We start from the raw sequence: 21,645 nt of genomic DNA, 5'->3' as shown, positions 1-21,645 counted from the left end.
ACAGTTGAAAATATTAATAGAAAATAGACCAGGTAGATGTAGAGTCGGTCATTTTGAAAAATACTCAGCTGTAAAATATCTTCTCTTCAATAATTTACAGTCAATAATAGTTAGTGCGATTTTTATTAGCGGTGTCAAATATAGAAAGCCAAAGTTGCTTTTACAAGTTTTTTAACATAATCTATTGATAGCAGGAAATACCGCAAGAATAAGTTCACAATTTTACAAATTGTTACAAAAGAAGCATTATAGAATAAAAAGTCATCAAACAATTTTTAGACAGAATTTTATACGGAACGAACCATAATTAACAAAACATTAACAATGTTATAAGAAAACATTAACATGCCATTCTATTATTTTTTCATATGGAAATTATAGTTAATTTATAATGATTCTAAACATCTAAAAATCGAGTTATAACAAAACCTTCATGATTTCGCAGACACTAACGCAATGAAAGCAAACTGACGGTTCTTTCTGGCCAATAAGATCAGACACTTTCAGAAAAAAAAAGACGCTCTACCTTCTCAGGCTGAGCGTCTTTCATGATGTTATTAAATAAGTCTAAAGATGACTTATTTATTGAAACTTAATCGATATACTCAAATTTGGTGTACGGAACCAAAACCGCGGGAACCTTAATTCCTTTTTCTGTTTGGTTATTCTCCAATATCGCTGCGACGATACGCGGTAAAGCCAATGCCGAACCGTTCAAGGTATGTGCCAGTTGCATCTTGCCGTCAGCATTTTTAAAACGTACTTTCAAACGATTCGCTTGATAAGTTTCAAAATTGGAAACGGAAGATACCTCCAACCAACGTTTCTGAGCAGAGCTATATACTTCCATATCATAGGTCAATGCAGCAGTGAAACTCATATCTCCACCACAAAGGCGCAATACACGATAAGGCAGCTCCAATTTCTGCAACAGCCCCTGTACGTATAAACTCATCTCTTCCAGCACTTCATAGGACTTTTCAGGATGTACAATCTGCACCGTCTCCACTTTGTCAAATTGGTGTAAGCGGTTTAATCCGCGTACATGTGCCCCGTATGAACCTGCTTCACGACGGAAACAGGGTGTATAAGCGCAATGTTTAATTGGAAATTGTGCTTCCTTCACAATCTCGTCTCTATAAATGTTGGTGACCGGAACTTCAGCTGTAGGGATCAAATACAGATTGTCGTTACCCACATAGTACATTTGTCCTTCTTTATCCGGCAATTGTCCTGTAGCAAATGCAGAATCTTCATTGACCAAAATGGGCACCTGTACTTCCTCATATCCTTCTTCTGCTGCCTGATCCAAAAAGAAATTGATCAAGGCGCGTTGCAATTTAGCTCCTTTACCCTTATAGATAGGAAAACCTGCACCGGCAACTTTTACGCCAAGCTCTAAATCAACAATATCATATTTGTTCAACAATTCCCAATGCGGCAATGCCTCGTCCGACAAAGCTGGGATTTCGCCATGGCTCAAAACAACTTCGTTGTCCTCAGCACTTACACCTGCTGGAACCGATTGATGCGGTAAATTAGGTAATTGTACGATCTTCTCATTCAATTGTGCCTCAATTGTACCCAATTGATCCAAAAGTTGCTTCACTTGCTCTTTATATCCCGAGGATTTGGATTTAACGGTTTCAGCTTCTTCTTTTTTACCTTGGCGCATCAGATCTCCAATCTGTTTTGCTGCCGCATTAGCCTCTGCCGAAAGTGCGTCCGATTCCGATTGGATCTTACGGCGATCTTCATCTAAACTGATGATTTCGTCGACCAATCCAATTTCCTTGAAATGCTTGACAGCCAATCTTTCGATTACCGTATCCCTGTTCTCACGGATATAATTTAATTGCAACATAATATAAATGTGTTATTTAAAATAGTGAACAAACTTAGATAAATTTGCCTTTATATACAAGCTATTTTATTCCTAAACCACCATTCAAAAGGCTTTTTGACTGCTTTACGGCACTCTATTTCCATCGCACCGGTTAACATTCATCAACCCATTGAAGGTCTGTCTTCAATGGAATAGATCTTTACAAACCCTTATCCATAGAAAAAGCGTATCGATTAAATGCTTAATCGATACGCTCTACAATTTGATTTATACTTGCAAACCCTATGCTGAGACTCAACCTGATGAACTCAGGGGTCGCGCATTTGCTAAGCTATGCTTACTTCGTCGCATAAATAAACATCCTGAATGGCATGTAATAATGCGACACCTTCATTCATTGGTTTTTGAAAGGCCTTACGGCCGGAGATCAAACCTGTTCCACCTGCGCGCTTGTTGATAACCGCTGTTTTTACAGCTTCTTGTATATCATTCTGCCCCGAAGCCCCGCCAGAATTGATCAAGCCTGCCCTACCGGCAAAGCAATTAAGCACCTGGTAGCGGCACAGATCAATAGGATGATCGGAAGAAAGCTGGGTATACATGCGTTCATCCAGCTTTCCATAACTGCTTTTACCCATATTCAGCGCTTTAAAGCCGCCGTTCAATTCGGGTAGTTTTTGTTTAATAATATCTGCTTTGATCGTTACGCCCAAATGATTAGCCTGTCCGGTAAGATCCGCAGCCAAATGATAATCTGTATCGCCAACTTTAAACGCCGAATTGCGCAGATAACACCATAATACCGTCGCCATCCCCAAGGAATGGGCTTCTTCAAATGCTTTTGCTACCTCTATAATCTGACGGTCGGATTCCTCAGACCCAAAGTAAATCGTTGCCCCTACCGCAACAGCCCCCATATTCCAGGCCTCGCGAATCGTTCCGTACAAGATTTGATCGGCTCGATTAGGATAGGTCAATAGTTCATTATGATTTATTTTAACCAAAAACGGAATCTTATGTGCATATTTTCGCGCAACAGCGCCCAAAACACCAAAGGTAGAAGCCACGGCATTACAATTTCCCTCCAAGGCTAGCTTGACGATATTTTCTGGATCAAAATACTGTGGATTTGGCGCAAAAGAAGCTCCTGCACTGTGTTCGATTCCCTGATCAACAGGCAGTATCGAAAGATAACCGGTATTGGCTAATCGACCCGTTCCAAAAAGTTGCCCCAAACTCCGCAAGACCTGAGGACTACGGTCACTCGAACTATATACTTGGTCAATAAATGCTGCTTGTGGAAGATGAAGCATTGTTTTGGAAACTGCGGGTTGATCAAATTCTAACAAATAACTCGCTTCAGCACCCAGATGTGCCTGTATTTTTTCAATGTATTGCATAATTTATTTAAAATAAAGTGATGGAGTTTACCATAATCTTTAAAATAAAACTCCAAAAAGCACAGAATGTTTTAGCGCATATTATATAGTAAAAAAAACTTAACTTTGACCATGTTATATTTAGTTCCAACACCTATTGGCAATCTGGAGGACATGACGTTTCGTGCGATCAATGTCCTGAAAGAAGTGGACCTCATCTTAGCAGAGGATACCAGGACCAGTGCTCCGCTTTTAAAACATTTTGGAATCGACAAAAAAGTATTTGCGCATCATCAGCACAATGAACATAAAGCGGTATCTGAAATCATTAAATTTCTGAAAGAAGGGCAAAACATTGCTTTAATTTCGGACGCAGGGACACCGGCGATCTCAGATCCGGGTTTTTTACTGGTACGTGAGGCCATCAAAGAAGGGCTCGAAGTACAGTGCCTACCAGGTGCAACAGCTTTCGTACCCGCGCTTGTCAATTCGGGGCTTCCCAACGACCGTTTTTGCTTTGAAGGCTTTCTACCCGTAAAAAAAGGAAGACAAACACGCTTAAAAGCGTTGGCCGAAGAAAAAAGAACGATGATCTTCTATGAGTCGCCACATCGTATTCTCAAAACCATAGAAGAATTTATCACCGTTTTTGGACCAGAAAGACAAGGGTCGATATCACGTGAGTTGAGCAAACTCTATGAAGAAAATGTTCGGGGAACATTAACTGATTTAAAATTACACTTTGAAAACAATCCGATTAAAGGAGAATTTGTATTTTGTGTAGCAGGATTGGAATAAATTTTGACAATCTTTAGGTATTAAAAAGTATTTGACATGAACATGGAACAATTTGCACAGGACGGGCAGGACATAAAAATCATTGAAAAATTGGTGACTAAAGTCCAAGATATGCTTACTCCAGGAGAAAAAATAGATTATATCGCAGTTCAAAAGAAACCTGCTGTAACCATTTTACCGGATAGTATCACGATTAGTAATAAACGCATTTTTATGTGCGAATTTACCAAACTGGGCTTGGCCACTGATTTTGAAATCTTCGGCTGGCAAGACATCAAGGATATTGCTTTTAAGGAAGAAATATTTGGTTCAAAAGTGACTGTTATCCCTTTTACAGGAGAAAATCTGAGCATAGATTATATCCCGAAAGTTCAGGCGAGAAAGCTTTATCAATATATCAAAGCTGCACTTGAAAATTATAAAAAAGCCGAACTGGCCGCCGAAAAAGAAAAAATAGTCATTGCTCCAACAGTTGCAAAGGAAGTGATCATCGAGCGACAAGAAAGTAATACAGCAGTTCAGCCAGCAGTTACAGCGCCTGCTCCATCGGCGCCACAGTCCTATATATCGGGCCAGCCAACTCCGGCGGCGCCAATTCAGGCACAGCAACCGACCGGATCAATTCCTGCTGTTCCTCCAGTTTCAGCAGCTCCTATCGTCCCACCTGCTCCCGCCAAAGAAGAGGAAGATGATGAGATTACCTTAAAGCTCAAAAAATTAAAAACACTCTTCGACAAACAATTGATTACCCAAGAGGAATACGAGAGTAAAAAGAGAGAAGTTTTATCCAGTTTATAATCATAAATGGGAGAAAATATATAGTGAAAAACAACTATTTACTGGCACTTTTAAGTGCCTTTTTATTGTGGTTGGGCTGGCCTCCAATCCCCTATTCCAGTCCATTGTTATTTATTGGGTTTGTTCCACTACTCATTGCAGTGGAAAATATTATCCGGAGTGAAACATTCAAAAAGAAAGGCCTCAACATATTTCTTACTGCAGGACTCACCGCAGTTGTCTGGAATACGGCCTCTATTTATTGGGTATACAACTCCATTTCGGCAGTTATGCCGCCTTTTGCAGCTGTTATCATCAGTCTGATCCCTTTTTGCCTTGGCGCCGCTTTAATGGCGCTAGCTTTCAGGCTTTATGGGCAATTACGACGTAAAACGAACATCCTGTTATCCCTTTTCGGATTAATGGGATTCTGGATAAGCTATGAATTTCTACACGAATCCTGGGATTTAGCCTTCCCCTGGATGACTTTGGGTAATGGTTTCGCCAATTTCCATCAATTGATCCAATGGTATGACATCACAGGGGTTTATGGCGGAACAATATGGGTCTGGCTGGTCAATATCTTAGTATTTACACTTTACCTCAATCGAAAAGGACTTTATCCGATCAAACATAAGATTGTCCCGATTGCTTCTTTGGCTGTAGTATTGTTAGTTCCCAGCACCTACTCGCTGATACGTTACTTCAACTACGAAGAACATCAGAATCCGGCACAGATTGTCGTTGTACAACCGAATATTGACCCTTATATTAAATTCAATTTAAGTCCTGAAGAACAATTAAATACCTTATTCTCTTTATCAAATTCGGTCGCCAAACCCAATACAGAGTTTTTTATCTGGCCTGAAACTGCGCTTTCACAGAACGGCGATTTTGATGAGGAAAACTTTAGGGAAACTTATTCTTACCAGCGCATTTTAAAATTTTTAGATCAATATAAAAATGGCAATGTACTTTCAGGTATTGAAAGTTATCAGCTGTACAACTATGCAAAAACACCTACTGCGCGTGAAATAGCTCCTAATGTATATCAGGATAATTTCAATGCCGCAACATTGATCGATTATTCCTCCAAACTTCAGTTTTACCATAAGTCCAAACTCGTTCCGGGCGTAGAGCAAATGCCTTTTGGAGCAGCGATGAACTTCCTGAAACCTCTATTTAAAGCATTCGGTGGTACGACGGGTGGCTACGGAAAACAGGCTGAACCTTCGGTATTCTATGCCCAGAGCGGTATTGGTGCCGCACCCGTTATCTGCTATGAATCCATCTGGGGCAATTATGTTTCCAAATACGTCAAAAAAGGCGCTCAGTTTATTGCTATTATCACTAATGATGGCTGGTGGGGCAATACTTCCGGTAAAGACCAGCATTTACAGTATGCAAAACTGCGTGCGATTGAAAACAGGCGCTGGGTTGCCCGATCGGCAAATACAGGGATTTCAGGCTTTATCAATCAACGTGGTGATATTGTACAACAGACTAAATGGTGGCAGCCTGCGGCCCTAAATCAGGAAATTAATTTAAATGAAGAAATTACGTTCTACACGCAAGCAGGTGATATCGCTGCCTATTTGGGTTTGGCGCTCGCACTAGGAGGAATTGTGATACTCATCGTGGTCAGACCAAAAAAGAACTTGTCAAAATAGAAAAGTAGCGCCAAACTGAAGTAATAGATTGGCGCTATTTTTTTCATCAGAACGGAAAAATACTCATCTTATTCCTTTCCAGGCAAAAGAGCCTAATTCTGATGAGACCCGCTACGCCAGCACTGTCAGCTACAATTAGGAAAATAAAATGATAAAAATAAGTCATTTAATACCTCTAATTTACTTGAGAGATTTGTAATTTTGCAGCATGCAAGTATATTTTGATAATGCAGCGACTACAGCCTTAGATCCTGAAGTAATAAAAGTAATGGTCGATGTGATGGACAATAACTTTGGAAATCCATCTTCTATCCATAGTCACGGACGACAAGTAAAAACAATTGTAGAAAAAGCACGTAAAACGATTGCCAATCTACTTCATGTATCTCCAGCAGAGATCTTCTTCACATCGGGCGGAACCGAGGCGGACAATATGGCCATCGTTCGGTCAATCGCCGACTTTGGAATAACCCATGCCATCACCTCACCTATTGAGCACCATGCGGTATTGCATACGTTAGAGGAGTTGGAGAAAGCTGGTAAGGTACACCTTGATTTATTGGAAGTTGACCAGAAAGGTAATTTAAATCTCAACCAGCTGGAAGAACTTTTAAGTACCAATCCGCGTACTTTTGTTTCCATTATGCATGCCAATAATGAGATCGGAAATCTCAACGATATTCAACGCATCGCCGAGTTATGCCAAAAGTATAATGCGATATTCCATTCGGATACTGTACAGACCATGGGTCATTACCCACATGATCTTGGCAGTCTGAAAATAGATTTTATAACCGGAGCTGCCCATAAATTCCATGGCCCGAAAGGAGTTGGTTTTCTTTATATTAACGCCAACAACAAAATTAAACCATTGATCTACGGTGGAGCACAAGAACGTAACATGCGTGGCGGAACAGAAAATGTCTATGGAATAGCGGGTCTTGCCAAAGCTTTGGAACTTGCCTATGAGCACATGGAAGAACACCGCGCTTATATTCAAGGACTCAAATCTTATATGATCGACGAGTTGCAAAAAGCAATCCCCGAAATTGATTTTAATGGTGTTATTGAACCAGAAAAATCACTGTATACCGTACTGAATGTTTCTTTCCCATGTAGTGACCTTGCTGACATGCTTTTATTCAACCTGGATATTGCAGGGATCTCTTGTTCTGGTGGCAGTGCCTGCAGCTCAGGAACAGACATCGGATCGCATGTATTGGGTGCAATCAAATCAAGCTCGGAGCGTCCTTCGGTTCGTTTTTCATTCTGCAAGCATAATACAAAGGAAGAAGTCGATTTTGTGGTAGCAACCTTGAAAGAACTTTGTACAAAGAACAAATAACATTTATAGGTAAAGCGTCAGGCATGCCCCGCAAGTGAAAAATAAATTATCAGGCTTGCAGCAAGAAGGAACTTATTCAATAGCCGAAAAACAGCTATACATCCAAAAACATAAAAAGCCGAAAGTATACTTTCGGCTTTTTTATGTGTTAATATAGCCCTTAGGCTATATATCAATTTTTTGTCAAGACATAATATTTGGAAATATCACCCGTAATATCATTTCCGGAAAGATCCAGCTGGCTGAGTATCCGATTTCCTAATTTGAACTTATAATCGACGCCGTCCAATGTAATGATGTTGCCATCCAATTTCCATTTCCCTTCACGCATAAACACATCATCACTTTTATTAAGGTATTTAGATGAATATTGGTAGGTGTTGTCTGCGCGCAATGAAATAAGCGTTTCTATACCATCACAATCCGCACAAGGCATGACACCTCTATATTCACCAATCACTACTTCCGCCTTATCCCTACCTTTTAGGTCTTGTAAATTATCTTTATAGACCGCAACACTTTGTTTGGGATTATCACATCCCACCATTCCAATTGTCAATAACAAACCCACAATCCAAATATACCTTTTCATCTCATTCCAAATTCAAAAAAATCAGCATCTAACAGTTACACCAATAAATTCATAACAAATTAAATACCAAAAATTTAGAAAAGATTAAAAATCATCTTCATCATCGTCTGTCAAGAATGACAATGCACCTTGTAACTCGCCCAAAGCATGGAAATTACGCGTCTTGCGAGCGATCTCAATCCCGGATCTATAGGTATTAATCGCGGACTCCTGTCTATTCAATTTTTCGTACAATTTACCCAAATGATAATACGTTCCTACATAATCTGGATTTGTATGTACTAAATTCTCAAATCTTACCATGGCCTCTTGTTCATCTTCCTGCTTGAGATATTCAGCTGCAATCGCATATTTTAAAAATGGATCTTCAGGGCTCTCTTTCAAAAATTCATTCAGTTGATCCAATCGTGTCGACATATCTTTTTTATTTCAAACTTAGACAAATTGCATATTATATGCAATTTAATTGTATATCCACTAAAACAATTCCCCGTCTCTCCATATCACACGAAAGGTTTTTATAAACAGGAACCCCGAATGAGCTGTGATGCTTTATGAAATTACTATGCTAGCATATAAAATGACAATTTACTGACGTAATAAATCTATTGTCAAGAACCGGCTATTTAAAATAAAAAATTACAAAAAAGACAACAAAACACCTCAATATTATATCACATCAAAAAAAATAAAAGAAAAAAACTGGTAAAATTACAAATTCATCAAAATCACAAGACGACTTTTTAACAGCATTTAAAACGCCTTAGCACTTTTTAATTGAAAGAAAATATGGTAAGTTTGAGTAAAACCAATCGTATATGAAAATATTAGTTTGTATAAGTAATGTCCCTGACACTACATCCAAAATCACTTTTACAAATGACAACACTGCATTTAATACAGCTGGTGTACAATTCATTATAAACCCTTATGATGAAATTGCTTTATCCAAAGCAGTTGAGTTGGCCGAAGGTGGAAAAGGAACCGTAACTGTCATCAATGTGGGCGATGCATCGACTGATGCAACCATTCGAAAAGCATTGGCAATTGGTGCAGACAATGCTGTACGGATTAACGCCGTTCCGCGCGATGCTTGGTTTGTTGCGAATCAGATAGCACAATATGCCAAAGACAATGCATTTGATTTGATCTTAACCGGCCGCGAATCAATCGACTATAACGGTGCTCAAGTGGGAGCAATCGTAGGAGAACTGCTGCATATCCCTTCTGTTTCCATTGCCAAAAAAGTTGACATTGCGGGCGACGCAGTCACAGTTGAGCGCGAGATTGAAGGTGGAAAAGAAGTATTGACAGCAAAGCTACCCATCGTCATTGGCACTGCCGAAGGTGTTGCCGAACCCAAAATACCGAATATGCGTGGTATTATGAGCGCACGGACCAAACCATTGGATGTGCTGGAACCTTCCGCAATAGACGTTCTTGAACACATTGTCAGCTATGAGACGCCTGCTCCACGGGGTACGGTCAAACTTGTTGACGCTGCCGAGGTAGAAAAATTAGTTTCTCTTCTTCACGACGAAGCTAAAGTTTTTTAATCTTTAAACGCTAAAACACTATGTCTATACTCGTATATGTAGAAAATACTGATGGAAAATTCAAAAAATCAGCTTTTGAAGTTGTTTCTTATGCAAAATCCATCGCCGACAACATACAGACTGATCTTGTGGCTATTTCAATCGGAAATGTCGCTGAAGACGAACTTGCTGGTTTGGGCAAGTACGGTGCTTCCAAAGTATTAAATGTCAATAATGAACAACTTGCTTCTTTTGTAAACCAAGCGTATGCAAGCATCATTGCTGAAGCCGTAAAAAGTACCGGTTCAAAAATACTTGTGCTGTCCAACTCATTCTCAGGTAAGGGACTCGCTCCACGTATTGCAGCCAAATTGGAGGCTGGTCTGGCCGATGGCGCACTCGAATTGCCGACCATTAATGGCGACAAACTGACTGTCAAAAAAACAGCATTCTCCAATAAGGCTTTCGCTACGCTCGAACTAACCTCGGATATAAAAGTCATCGCACTTAGTCCAAATGCATATGAAACAAAAGAGACCGGTGATAGCGCAAATGTCGAAACTTTTGCTCCGAATATTGACCAAACAGATTTTACAACTATGGTCAAAGAGATTGTTCGTGCAACAGACAAAATATCCCTACCGGAAGCTGAAATCGTCGTCTCTGCCGGCCGTGGTCTAAAAGGACCTGAAAACTGGGGGATAATTGAAGAACTCGCCGATGTGCTTGGCGCGGCTACAGCCTGTTCAAAACCCGTATCCGATGCTGGCTGGCGCCCGCATTCGGAGCACGTAGGCCAGACAGGTATTGTAGTGAGTCCCAATCTCTATATCGCAATCGGTATCTCCGGAGCAATCCAGCATCTGGCTGGAGTAAGCTCATCCAAAACAATCGTTGTCATCAATAAAGATCCAGAAGCGCCCTTTTTCAAGGTGGCCGACTATGGAATTGTAGGCGATGCCTTCGACGTCGTTCCGAAATTAACGCAGGCATTGAAGGCTTACAAAGGTATTTAAAGCTTTCATCCGATATATTCTCCCCATTTATCCAAAATGAATGGGGAGTTTTTAGTTGTTATAATTGCATATAAAAGCAAATTTATCTAAGTTTGTAGACCGCTTTGGAATTAAAATGAAGAAAATCAGATTAGATATCGTTGGTTTATCCTATAGTCAAACACAATCTGGCGCTTATGCTCTTGTATTGGGAGAAGTGGAGGGCAACAGAAGATTGCCCATCATCATCGGCAGCCATGAGGCTCAAGCTATTGCTATTCGGATAGAGAAAATGATTCCTAGTCGTCCGCTCACACACGACCTATTTCAATCTTTTGCAGATTCTTTTGGTATTAAACTCATTGAAGTACTGATCTATAATTTGATTGAAGGGATATTTTATGCTAAAATTATCTGTTCCGACGGCAACAAGATTGTAGAGATTGATGCCCGCACATCCGATGCAGTTGCACTGGCTGTACGGTTTGAAGCTCCGATCTATGCCTACGAATTTATTATGTCCTCTGCTGGAATTATCATTGAAGGACATGAGTTTGCATTTTTGGAAAACCTGGACAAATCCAACAAAGTTCAGGATCCAAGTGTTGTTGAGGTCGAAGAAAAAACACCTTCAAAATCCCCACAAAATCCTTTCTCCTCGTTGACAGATGAGCAACTGGAGCAAGCACTTAATCAGGCATTGACCGAAGAAAACTACGAGCAGGCTGCCTTGATTAGGGATGAGATTTCCAAAAGAAAATAACTCCTTTCATTAAAGCGAAATAAAAATTTTAAATAACATCGATTTATGTCTATTAAATTAAGATTGACCATTATGAGCTTCTTTCAGTTCTTTGTCTGGGGAGCATGGTTGATTACAATAGCAAACTATTGGTTTGGCACAAAACAATGGGATGGTACACAATTTGGAGCTATTTTCGCAACCATGGGGATCGCTTCTTTATTTATGCCTACCCTGATGGGAATTATCGCCGATCGTTGGATAAATGCCGAAAGATTATATTTTATCCTTCACTTATGTTATGCGGGTGTTTTATTCTATTTACCGCAGGTAAATGATCCAAACACTTTTTTTTATGCAATGCTAGCGGCGATGTGTTTTTATATGCCCACTTTGGCCCTATCCAACTCCATTGCATATACGGCATTGAATGAAAATAACTACGATTTGGTCAAGGCATTCCCCCCTATCCGGGTATTCGGAACGATAGGCTTTATCGTCGCCATGTGGATCACCAATTTAACCGGCAACAAGGCTACAGCTTATCAATTTTATATCGCCGGAACCGCAGCGCTGGCTTTAAGTCTCTATGCTTTTACGCTACCTAAATGTCCACCAAAAAAGTTACAACAGGAAGATGCTTCCTGGACACAACTATTAGGCTTAGAGGCATTTAAACTTTTCGGAAATTATAAAATGGCTTTATTTTTTATTTTTTCGATGTTCTTGGGGGCCGCACTCCAACTGACCAATGCCTACGGTGATGTATTCTTGGATGAATTTAAATTCTATCCTAAATTTGCAGAATCTTTCGTTGTGAAATATTCGACTATCATTATGTCGATTTCCCAGATATCCGAGACACTATTTATTTTGGCTATTCCATTTTTTCTCAAAAGATTCGGTATAAAAAAGGTCATGCTGATTTCGATGTTAGCCTGGGTATTACGTTTTGGATTATTCTCCTTTGGTGACCCTGCAGGCGGACTTTGGATGATTGTATTATCCTGTATCGTCTATGGTATGGCATTTGACTTCTTTAATATCTCAGGTTCCTTATTTGTCGAAACTTCGACAACATCAAGCATACGCAGCTCGGCACAAGGTTTGTTTATGATGATGACAAATGGTTTTGGTGCCGTTGTAGGCAGTTTTGCATCGGGTTGGATCATTGACCACTACTTTACCAAAAGTTTTCAAAACAGCAAAGATCTCGCACAATATTTAGATACAACAATCGACAACACCCATTTTCTACATTTTCTGCAGGAAAAGAGTATCTCAATCTTACCTGACGGCATGTTAAGTGGTAACCTCATGCTAAAAGACTGGCATGACATCTGGCTAGCTTTTGCCATCTACACCTTGATTATAGCAGTCCTTTTTGCGGTCTTCTTCAGACATAAACACGAGCGTGAACCGCTCAATTCAAAATAACAAAAAGCCGCTAATTGCGGCTTTTTGTATATTTGTAACATGCAAAGCACAGCAACGGAATTATTCAAAGACTCTCAATCCCACATCTATAATTGGACATTTCAATGGATTAAACAATTTGGCCTTGATAATCAGTGGAGTCATTTTGTTAACTCGATCCTTTTACTCTTACTGGTTGTCTTGTTTTTGATTGTCATTGACTATTTCACCAAAAGAACATTACTCCTGTTAACAATCAAAGCCATCAGACGTAGTACAAACCGCTTTGATGATCTGTTGATCCGTAATAAAACACTGAAACTTGTTGCTCATTTTGTTCCGATCTTAGTGGCACAATACATCATGCCCATTATCTTCATGGGTTTTCCAACCTGGAAAGAAAACAGCAATAAAGTACTTGACATAGCGACGACTGTCGTCAGTTTATTGATTATTCATTCGCTCCTGAAAAGTTTGCGGGATATGCTGCGCATGAAAAAATCTTTTGCCGACAAACCCCTGGAGAGTTATTTACAGGTCTGTCAGATTATATTATTATTTATCGGTGGAACGATCTGCTTTTCGATATTGACAGGAAAATCTCCCTGGTCCTTCTTATTATCCTTGGGTGCCGCATCCGCAATCCTGATGTTGGTATTCAAAGACACTATACTGGGATTTGTTGCCAGTATACAAGTTTCGGCCAATGACTCCATCCGTGTCGGAGATTGGATAGAGATGCCCAAATATGGCGCCGATGGAACGGTCAAAGAAATTAATCTCAATAATGTAAAAGTACAGAACTTTGATAAGACCATTACGACGATACCAACACATACGTTATTGTCGGATTCGTTCAAAAATTACAGGGGCATGCAGCAGTCGGGAGGTAGGCGCTTAAAACGGGCCATAAATATCAAAATTTCCACGATTCGATTTTTAGAAAATGAAGAAATCGAAAGGCTCAAAAATATACAGATCCTGCGGCCTTATATCGAAGAGCGTGCCAGGACAATTGACCAATTCAACATCGAACAGCAGATAGATCAATCAAGCCCCATAAACGGTCGCAAAATGACCAATTTAGGGATGTTCAGAGCGTACACTCTCACCTATTTGCGTCAAAACCCCAATATCCACAAGACCATGCCCCTAATGGTACGTCAGCTTGCTTCAACCGAACACGGTGTTCCAGTCGAACTTTATTTCTTTGTAAACGATATCCGCTGGGAATATTACGAAGGAATTGTTTCGGATGTATTCGACCACCTATTTGCCGCCACAAAATACTTCGACCTGGAGATCTTTGAAAATCCGGCATCGGATGATTTTCGGCGTGCTATCCGGCTTAAAAGCCTTCATGACTTCGCAGACCAACAACAATAAAAGCGAACGGAATGTTCTTTCTGGACAATAACGTCAGACACTTTCAGAAGAAAATATCGCTGTCGAACCAAGTGTTCAGCGAACTATGTGTTCATATATTGCTAAGGTTCATACCAAACGAATTACCAGGCAAAACCTTGTCTGCATAAATCAAATGAACTGTAAGAACAGGCCAGCCGAGAAGCAGTTAAATGCTGGTATCGTAAGATAGCCTAAAAGGTCTAAAACAGTGAAAGGTAATCTGGGGAGATTACCTTCACTTTAAAAACAAACTAAATTTTCAGACGTGTTTCACAACAGATCTACACATTAACCCTAACTCTTTATGAATCAAAAATTACTCTACACAAATATAGGATCGTTATGTTAAGTGCATCTTAAGCTATCTTTAAACTTAAAACAACTCTACAAATGGTTATTTATCTCACCTCAATAGTCTTTGTTGCCAGGTGTACTCTATTGAAAAGATCAACCGCCTGAACCTCAATCTGATATTTACCAGCTTTAAGTTTGGGCAAATTAGCTGTCCACAGATGACTGGATTTTTCGGGGTTCGAAGGTCTACGCGTATTCTTTAATTCAGTTGCTGTATCGTATTTAGCAAGAGAATTTAGGAATGCCGGATCGTTTTCATTGACAAAATCCATTTCCTTCCATTCGCCCTGATTGATTCTATACGTTACCTTGTCACCTTCCTTTCCAATGAAAAAATTAGCGTATATCGGATATCTCTTTGTGTATTTTTCTGGAACGACCGATGCGCCATATAAATCGATCTGATACGTTGCTGGCTTACCGACAACCTTATAATCAAAACTGTATTGGTTACCCTCGATTTTTAAGATGGCATACCCTTTTGGTGTACCGTCCCGCATTGTAGAAACAGGAATTCCCTTTTCATTCAACTCGCCCGAATACCAGTCGCCCGAGGTTGTACCCACATTATATTCATGATGTGGCTTTTCTTGTTTCCATCCTTCGTTTTGTCCATAAAAATATTGCCGCTGAAAGTGTGTATGCGCGGATAAAGACAAGGTATGCTTAAATGGAGCCAAAATATCGAACAGACGTTGTCTATCTTCGTTACGAAAGACATCCGAGTTTTGATGGTATAAAGGAATATGAAATGTCAACACAATCAATTTATCTTTAGCAACGTTTTTTAAGTCATTTTCCACAAAATCAAGCTGATCTTTACGGAATCCGCCTAAATAACCTTTACCTGTCCGTGGATTCGGATAAATGATATTATCAAGAATGATAAAATGCGTATTTCCATAGTTGAGCGCATAATTATTGGGGCCAAACGTCCGCTCGAACGATTCATCGGAGAGGCTATCCACTTTAGCATCATAGTTCATATCGTGGTTTCCCATGACATTATACCATGGTAAGCCCATCGTGGAAATCACCGATTTATATTTTGGCTGAAGTGAAAGATCGTCTCCCACCAAGTCGCCTAAGCTTATTCCGAATTTCGCAATTGTCTTATCGGAAATTTCATTGATCACACCATTTTTGAAATAGGCCAGTTCTTCCTCCGTGTAAGCCTGTGGATCCCCAAAAACGAAAGCTGAAAAATTAGGATCCTCATCTTGTTGATACATTGCAAAATTTACAGCAGCAGGGATTTTTCCTGTAGCAGCAACAGCAGGGTATTTTGAAACTGGACTACCGTTTACCTTATGGATATAATAGAATTTTGGGTGGTTATTTTCATCCAAGGGCAAAGCATAGCCTGTTGGTTTAACCACAAAAATGATGTTGTCATTTCCAACGGGCAATTGGTAATTACCATCTTTATCAGTCGTTGTCACTTCACGCCCGTTACTAACAGAAACAGACGCAATGCCTTGTTCGTTTTTATCTAATTTTCCGTTCTTGTTTACGTCCAGATAAACTTTTCCTTTTGCAAAATCTTGCGCCTGCACAGCGTTTACGCATGCCCAGGAAATTGCTAGTGCCAAAAATGCTTTCATATGAAATTTTGTTTTGGCGCTAAAGTATTCGATTCAGGTTAACGGAGTATAAAGAGAATATAAAGAATTTATCAAAAAAACAAAGGAAGCCATTTAATACTCTTGTATTAATTAATCCATATTTGGCAGTATGGTTATAGGGACCTTATCCGTGTTTTATACGTATTCATCCGAATGAGGTCCCTATCAGGTCCCTATTAAGTCCCTATAAAATCCCCATTAACATATATGTTGTTGGCCGGTTAAATCCTTCTTCCATCCTTTGTTTTCAGACGGATATTCGGCACAAAAAAAGAGAAACCAATGACTTGATTTCTCTCTTTACCCTTAGGGCCTATTTCTTAACTATCTGGCTTGCGCAGTTGCCAACATGCGGTTGACTTCATCGATCATTGATTTTGCCGCATCGTGCATCCGAGGGTTGCCTGCAAAATCTGCATCCAAAGTGATATGCTTGGACTTATCTTTATAGGTGAACTCTAAATAAAAGCGTGGGACTTTAGAATTTGTTGAATCCTGCTGCCATTCAGGACCGGTCATATCGGTATCCAAGTTCCAAAAGCCGAGCTCCATTGCTTTGCGATGCAGGTATAATAAATCGTCTTTTGTAAATTTTACAGTATCGGTAATTAGAGAATCTTTTTTGTCTAAATATTTATAGATACGTGTTTTTGAATTGTATTCGTTGACCATGTGGTTCGGCTCGCCATATTTGAATTCAATGGATTCAAAATCGGCAAAACGAAAAGGGGCATTTTTGATCATATTACTGTAGTAATAAACACAATACATCAAAAACGGCACAATAATACAAAGGCCCAAAAAAATCTTCTTACTCTTGATTGTCATTTCTATAAAATTTTGACAAAAATAAGGATTTATACAGGGTATAAAAGTTTATATCAAGATATGACATAAAACCTACATGAAATTCACGCGTCTAGATATTGGGAGAGCCCGCGTCAACAAAGGTCTTCGCATACCAACTGTCGGAAAGATCAGAGATAATAACACCTTTCCGTGTCGAAACATGAACGAACTTATTATTATGCAGGTATACACCAACATGATCTATTCCATTTCGTCCGAAAGAAAAAAACACGAGATCTCCTTCTTCAAGTTTATCGACCTTTTTTCTCTTTACTATTCCTTCCATGTCACGCGAAGTCCGCGGCAAATTCCCTTTGTATACTTCAATATAGAGCAGATTAACAAATCCCGAGCAATCTACCCCCGATTTGGTCTGTCCACCCATACGATGCGGTATCCCCATCCAATCGTCAATAAAAGAATAAAGATGCGGATTTAGTTTTTTGGTACTCACATTGAGCAAGTCTGCATAATTGTCAAGTTTGGATCCCGAAAAAGTTTTTCCACGCGCTGAGCTCGCATCTGTCAAAACCGAACCATTGGAAGAATGTGTTTTGGAGCTAAGTACCTTTTTCTTCGTTGAACAACTGCTCAAAAATAGAACTGCACCTAAAAAGAAGATAAAATAAGATCTGACACCCATGCTGTTCGATTTACGTTCTTGCTTAACAAACTTACTTGCATGACAAACTTAATTAAATTGCTGTTGATATCCAATAAATTTGCTTGCCCCCGGAGATTGCTTTTCTTGATAAGAACGTCAGATAAGAAAAAGAATTGTTCAGAAATCGTAACTTTGACGCCTAATTTATTTGAGAATGGAAAAATTAAAAGGTGCATTAGCTGTCTTTTTAGGTGCGAGTAGTTTTGGGATACTATCAACGTTTGTTAAAAAAGCCTATGGTAAAGGGTTGAATTTAGGAGAGGTAACGGGAATTCAGGTATTGTTTGGCATGCTTATCCTTTGGCTTATCTATATCATCATCAAACTCTTTTCGGCAAAGTCATTTCACTCTTCAAGCAAAAAATCTTCATGGATCAAGATATTAATCAGTGGTACTTCGACCGGTTTGGTGAGCATTCTCTATTACAAATGTGTACAGCTCGTCCCGGCTTCGTTGGCCATCGTACTGCTCATGCAGTATATCTGGATCGGTGTGGTAATCGAATTTATCTTTTTCAAGGCAAAACCTTCAAAAAACAACCTGATTGGTATCGGCATTGTACTCATTGCAACATTATTAGCGACTGGACTTCTTGAAAAAGGCTTGCAACACCTCAACCTAACAGGTGTCTTATTTGGTCTTTTAGCAGCGACCGCCTATTCGGTCTTCATGATCGTCAACGGTCGTGTCGGCAATGACTATCACCCCATTCAAAAAAGCGCTATTATGGTAACGGGGGCCTGTATACTGGTCTTCACCTTGTTTCCACCTGCTTATTTATGGAATGGTCAATTTGATGGTAACTTCCTCTATTTCGGCTTGATCCTCTCGCTATTTGGCACGGTCATCCCGCCTTTATTATTTGCCTATGGCCTACCGAAAACGGGCTTCTCCTTAGGCGGAATATTAAGTTCGGCGGAGCTACCCGTAGCCACCTGTATGTCGTTTTTTATACTTCATGAAAGTGTATCCACGATACAATGGCTCGGGGTACTTTTGATCTTGGGTACCGTCATCTGGTTAAATGCAGCAAAGAGCAGTACGCATTAGGCGACCGATCCACTTCCGGTCGGAGTACTGCAGTCAATTTGATCAGGAACACAACTGTGTGCTGCAATCAATAGGGAAATTATGGAATTCCCGTTAACGAAAAAAGGCAATCTTATTAGAGAAGATTGCCTTTTTTATATGTTAAACCTTTGTATGTTATAAATCTTAAAAAGGTTAATGTGTCAGTGTCTCCGGAATTTCTTCTACTTCCACTTCACAGGAATCCGTTACTTCAATAAATTTAACCGGCACAACCTCATTCACCAATAATGGATCGTATAAGGTCCGTACTTTGACATAGTTTTTAGAAAAACCATGCATATAACCATCTTTTTCGTCTGCTTCAAACAAAACATCACCAGTCTCACCAAGCTGTGACTCATAAAACGCACGGCGCTTCTTCTCCGAAAGGATGTGCAACATTTTGCTACGGTCGCTGCGTTGAGCTCCCGGTACAGCACCGTCCATTTGAGCAGCAATCGTATTCTCCCTTTCTGAATAGGTAAAGACATGCAGGTAAGAAATATCCAAATCATTCAAGAAATTGTATGTATCGATAAAGTCTTCACGTGTTTCTCCCGGAAATCCGACAATAACGTCAACACCGATACAGCAATTAGGCATCAATGACTTGATAAAAGCGACGCGCTCTGTGTAAAGCTCTCTTTTGTACCTTCTGCGCATTAAACCCAGAATTTTATTGCTTCCAGACTGCAATGGCATATGGAAATGTGGAACAAAACGTTTTGATTGGGCCACAAACTCAATAATATCATTGGAAAGAAGATTGGGTTCTATCGAGGAAATACGGATTCTATCAATTCCTTCGACTTCATCCAGTGCTTGTACCAAATCCAAGAACCGGTCTTCGCGCTTACCATCCCGAATGCCAAAATCGCCAATGTTTACACCTGTTAAAACGATTTCTTTGACGCCTGAAGCTGCAATTTCTTCTGCTTGACGCACAATATCTTCGATCTTGCCCGAGCGACTTCCGCCACGTGCCAAAGGAATCGTACAAAATGTACATGAATAATCGCAGCCGTCCTGTACTTTTAGGAACGTACGCGTACGATCGCCAATCGAATAAGCCGAGACAAATTGATTGGTCTCATCGATTGGACCATTATAAACGATCGTTTTTTCCTGTTTCGTCAAATCATTGATATGCTCAATAATATTAAACTTTTCAGCTGCACCTAAGACCATGTCCACTCCGGGAATCTCTGCAATCTCTTTTGGTTTTAGCTGCGCATAACAGCCAACAATCGTAATATAGGCGTTGGGAGAGTGCTTTAAAGCTTCCTTCACTACTTTTCTACACTTCTTGTCAGCATTATCCGTTACCGAACATGTATTGATTACATAAACGTCTGCACGGCTATTGAACGCTGTGGTATCATAGCCCGCATCTTTAAATAAACGACCAATGGATGATGTCTCCGAATAATTCAGTTTACATCCAAGTGTATAAAAAGCTACTTTTTTATTCTCCATAATATTTTGCAAAATTACATTTTTTTTCAGTAACCCCTCTTATCATTTTAAGTTTTGACTTTCTCGTTATAAGGATTTTCCTTAGTTTTGACTATCTTGAAAGGTTGAATGCACCGGCGGCTTATTACGGACAAACTAAATTAGAGCCGGACATGATGTATTCAAATATTCCCCGATTGAGAATCAGACACATAAAATAGTGCTATTCGTTCTGTCCAGTTCGATTATAGCATTGATATTTGGTATTTAATAATTACTTTTTACAGATGAAACAATATTTAGATTTACTCAGACATGTATATACGAATGGTGTTGTAAAGACAGATCGTACGGGCACAGGTACCAAAAGTGTCTTTGGATATCAGATGCGTTTCAACCTTCAGGAAGGTTTCCCTTTGGTAACGACGAAGAAATTACACCTGCGATCCATTATCCATGAATTGATCTGGTTTCTTAAAGGTGAAACTAATATTCAGTATCTCAAAGAAAATGGCGTAAGCATTTGGGACGAGTGGGCTGACGAACAAGGAAATTTAGGCCCTGTATACGGATCACAATGGCGCTCCTGGCCAACACCCGATGGCCGTCATATCGATCAGATCACACAGGTTATCAACCAGCTAAAAAATTCACCGGATTCACGCCGTATTATTGTATCGGCATGGAATGTTGCCGAAATAGAGCATATGGCATTACCTCCTTGTCATGCCTTTTTTCAGTTTTATGTCGCTCCGGCACAACCTGAAAAAGGTATCTTAAAGCCGCAATTGTCCTGTCAACTCTATCAACGTAGTGCCGATATATTCTTGGGCGTTCCTTTCAACATTGCCTCTTATGCTTTATTGACGATGATGGTCGCACAGGTTTGCGACATGGAAGCCGCAGAGTTTATCCACACCCTTGGCGATGCACATATCTACAGTAATCACTTCGAGCAAACGGAGCTCCAATTGAGCCGCGAGCCAAAAGCGCTACCCCAGATGAAAATAAACCCTGAAGTAAAAGATATCTTTGATTTTAAGTTTGAAGATTTTGAATTGTTAAACTACGAATCCCATCCACATATCAAAGCTCCGGTGGCCGTTTAACAAGGAAGGTACCTG

General features: G+C 39.9%; 19 protein-coding genes. 11 read left to right on the top strand and 8 right to left on the bottom strand.

All coding sequences use genetic code 11. The features are described 5' to 3' along the window. Positions 1-592 precede the first annotated feature (592 nt). Positions 593-1,864: a serine--tRNA ligase gene (gene serS / locus B3600_RS06760; protein ID WP_286752468.1), complete on the bottom strand. Its 1,272-nt coding sequence runs from the start codon at positions 1,862-1,864 to the stop codon at positions 593-595. A 308-nt stretch (positions 1,865-2,172) separates the two neighbouring features. Next, positions 2,173-3,246, bottom strand: a complete 1,074-nt coding sequence (locus B3600_RS06755; RefSeq protein WP_115049722.1) for a class I fructose-bisphosphate aldolase — start codon at positions 3,244-3,246, stop codon at positions 2,173-2,175. A 111-nt stretch (positions 3,247-3,357) separates the two neighbouring features. Here B3600_RS06755 and rsmI point away from each other — a divergent pair, with 111 nt between their 5' ends. The 4 genes from rsmI (at position 3,358) to B3600_RS06735 (ending at position 7,815) form a co-directional block, all read left to right on the top strand. After that, complete coding sequence (gene rsmI, locus B3600_RS06750; protein WP_175441977.1) at positions 3,358-4,023, top strand: 16S rRNA (cytidine(1402)-2'-O)-methyltransferase; 666 nt, start codon at positions 3,358-3,360, stop codon at positions 4,021-4,023. A 36-nt stretch (positions 4,024-4,059) separates the two neighbouring features. Continuing rightward, positions 4,060-4,821, top strand: coding sequence for a PH domain-containing protein (locus B3600_RS06745; protein WP_112373631.1), 762 nt, complete (start codon positions 4,060-4,062; stop codon positions 4,819-4,821). Between the two features lie 23 nt (positions 4,822-4,844). After that, complete coding sequence (lnt, locus tag B3600_RS06740; RefSeq protein ID WP_286752467.1) at positions 4,845-6,470, top strand: apolipoprotein N-acyltransferase; 1,626 nt, start codon at positions 4,845-4,847, stop codon at positions 6,468-6,470. Positions 6,471-6,678: 208 nt separating this feature from the next. Continuing rightward, positions 6,679-7,815 (top strand): cysteine desulfurase family protein, encoded by a 1,137-nt coding sequence (locus tag B3600_RS06735; protein ID WP_286752466.1) that lies wholly within the window; start codon positions 6,679-6,681, stop codon positions 7,813-7,815. A 172-nt stretch (positions 7,816-7,987) separates the two neighbouring features. Here the strand turns inward: B3600_RS06735 and B3600_RS06730 are convergent, their stop codons facing one another. Next, positions 7,988-8,407, bottom strand: a complete 420-nt coding sequence (locus B3600_RS06730; RefSeq protein WP_286752465.1) for a copper resistance protein NlpE — start codon at positions 8,405-8,407, stop codon at positions 7,988-7,990. Between the two features lie 84 nt (positions 8,408-8,491). Next, complete coding sequence (locus B3600_RS06725) at positions 8,492-8,824, bottom strand: tetratricopeptide repeat protein (protein WP_046674005.1); 333 nt, start codon at positions 8,822-8,824, stop codon at positions 8,492-8,494. A 401-nt stretch (positions 8,825-9,225) separates the two neighbouring features. Here B3600_RS06725 and B3600_RS06720 point away from each other — a divergent pair, with 401 nt between their 5' ends. From B3600_RS06720 to B3600_RS06700, 5 genes are all read left to right on the top strand, one after another. Further along, a complete protein-coding gene (locus B3600_RS06720) occupies positions 9,226-9,963 on the top strand; it encodes an electron transfer flavoprotein subunit beta/FixA family protein (RefSeq protein ID WP_286752464.1) in 738 nt (245 codons plus the stop codon). Positions 9,964-9,983: 20 nt separating this feature from the next. Beyond that, entirely contained in the window at positions 9,984-10,958 is a 975-nt protein-coding gene (locus B3600_RS06715) for an electron transfer flavoprotein subunit alpha/FixB family protein (protein ID WP_286752463.1), read from the top strand. 115 nt (positions 10,959-11,073) lie between these two features. Beyond that, a complete protein-coding gene (locus B3600_RS06710; protein WP_046674002.1) occupies positions 11,074-11,700 on the top strand; it encodes a bifunctional nuclease domain-containing protein in 627 nt (208 codons plus the stop codon). Between the two features lie 45 nt (positions 11,701-11,745). Continuing rightward, positions 11,746-13,116: a nucleoside permease gene (locus B3600_RS06705; protein WP_070565037.1), complete on the top strand. Its 1,371-nt coding sequence runs from the start codon at positions 11,746-11,748 to the stop codon at positions 13,114-13,116. Positions 13,117-13,155: 39 nt separating this feature from the next. Beyond that, entirely contained in the window at positions 13,156-14,481 is a 1,326-nt protein-coding gene (locus B3600_RS06700; RefSeq protein WP_286752462.1) for a mechanosensitive ion channel family protein, read from the top strand. Between the two features lie 419 nt (positions 14,482-14,900). Here the strand turns inward: B3600_RS06700 and B3600_RS06695 are convergent, their stop codons facing one another. The 3 genes from B3600_RS06695 to B3600_RS06685 all read right to left on the bottom strand — a co-directional run bounded on the left by B3600_RS06695 (position 14,901) and on the right by B3600_RS06685 (position 17,973). Further along, on the bottom strand, positions 14,901-16,460 hold the full coding sequence (locus tag B3600_RS06695) for a calcineurin-like phosphoesterase family protein (protein ID WP_286752461.1): 1,560 nt from the start codon (positions 16,458-16,460) through the stop codon (positions 14,901-14,903). Positions 16,461-16,805: 345 nt separating this feature from the next. After that, a complete protein-coding gene (locus tag B3600_RS06690) occupies positions 16,806-17,309 on the bottom strand; it encodes a hypothetical protein (RefSeq protein ID WP_286752460.1) in 504 nt (167 codons plus the stop codon). 91 nt (positions 17,310-17,400) lie between these two features. After that, positions 17,401-17,973 (bottom strand): C40 family peptidase, encoded by a 573-nt coding sequence (locus tag B3600_RS06685; protein WP_046673998.1) that lies wholly within the window; start codon positions 17,971-17,973, stop codon positions 17,401-17,403. Positions 17,974-18,148: 175 nt separating this feature from the next. On the opposite strand from B3600_RS06685, the gene B3600_RS06680 reads away from it, so the two are divergent. After that, positions 18,149-19,045, top strand: a complete 897-nt coding sequence (locus tag B3600_RS06680; RefSeq protein ID WP_112373638.1) for an EamA family transporter — start codon at positions 18,149-18,151, stop codon at positions 19,043-19,045. A gap of 174 nt (positions 19,046-19,219) precedes the next feature. On the opposite strand, the gene mtaB is transcribed toward B3600_RS06680, so the two are convergent. Further along, positions 19,220-20,542: a tRNA (N(6)-L-threonylcarbamoyladenosine(37)-C(2))-methylthiotransferase MtaB gene (gene mtaB, locus B3600_RS06675; RefSeq protein WP_112373639.1), complete on the bottom strand. Its 1,323-nt coding sequence runs from the start codon at positions 20,540-20,542 to the stop codon at positions 19,220-19,222. Positions 20,543-20,808: 266 nt separating this feature from the next. Between mtaB and B3600_RS06670 the strand changes: the two genes are divergently transcribed. Further along, complete coding sequence (locus B3600_RS06670) at positions 20,809-21,630, top strand: thymidylate synthase (RefSeq protein WP_070565019.1); 822 nt, start codon at positions 20,809-20,811, stop codon at positions 21,628-21,630. Positions 21,631-21,645: the final 15 nt, after the last annotated feature.

The organism is Sphingobacterium sp. UBA2480 (assembly GCF_002341965.1).
GTDB classification, from domain to species: Bacteria; Bacteroidota; Bacteroidia; order Sphingobacteriales; family Sphingobacteriaceae; genus Sphingobacterium; species Sphingobacterium multivorum.
Note: the sequence above shows the minus strand (reverse complement) of the source record. Positions and strands in the feature narration are given on the sequence as shown.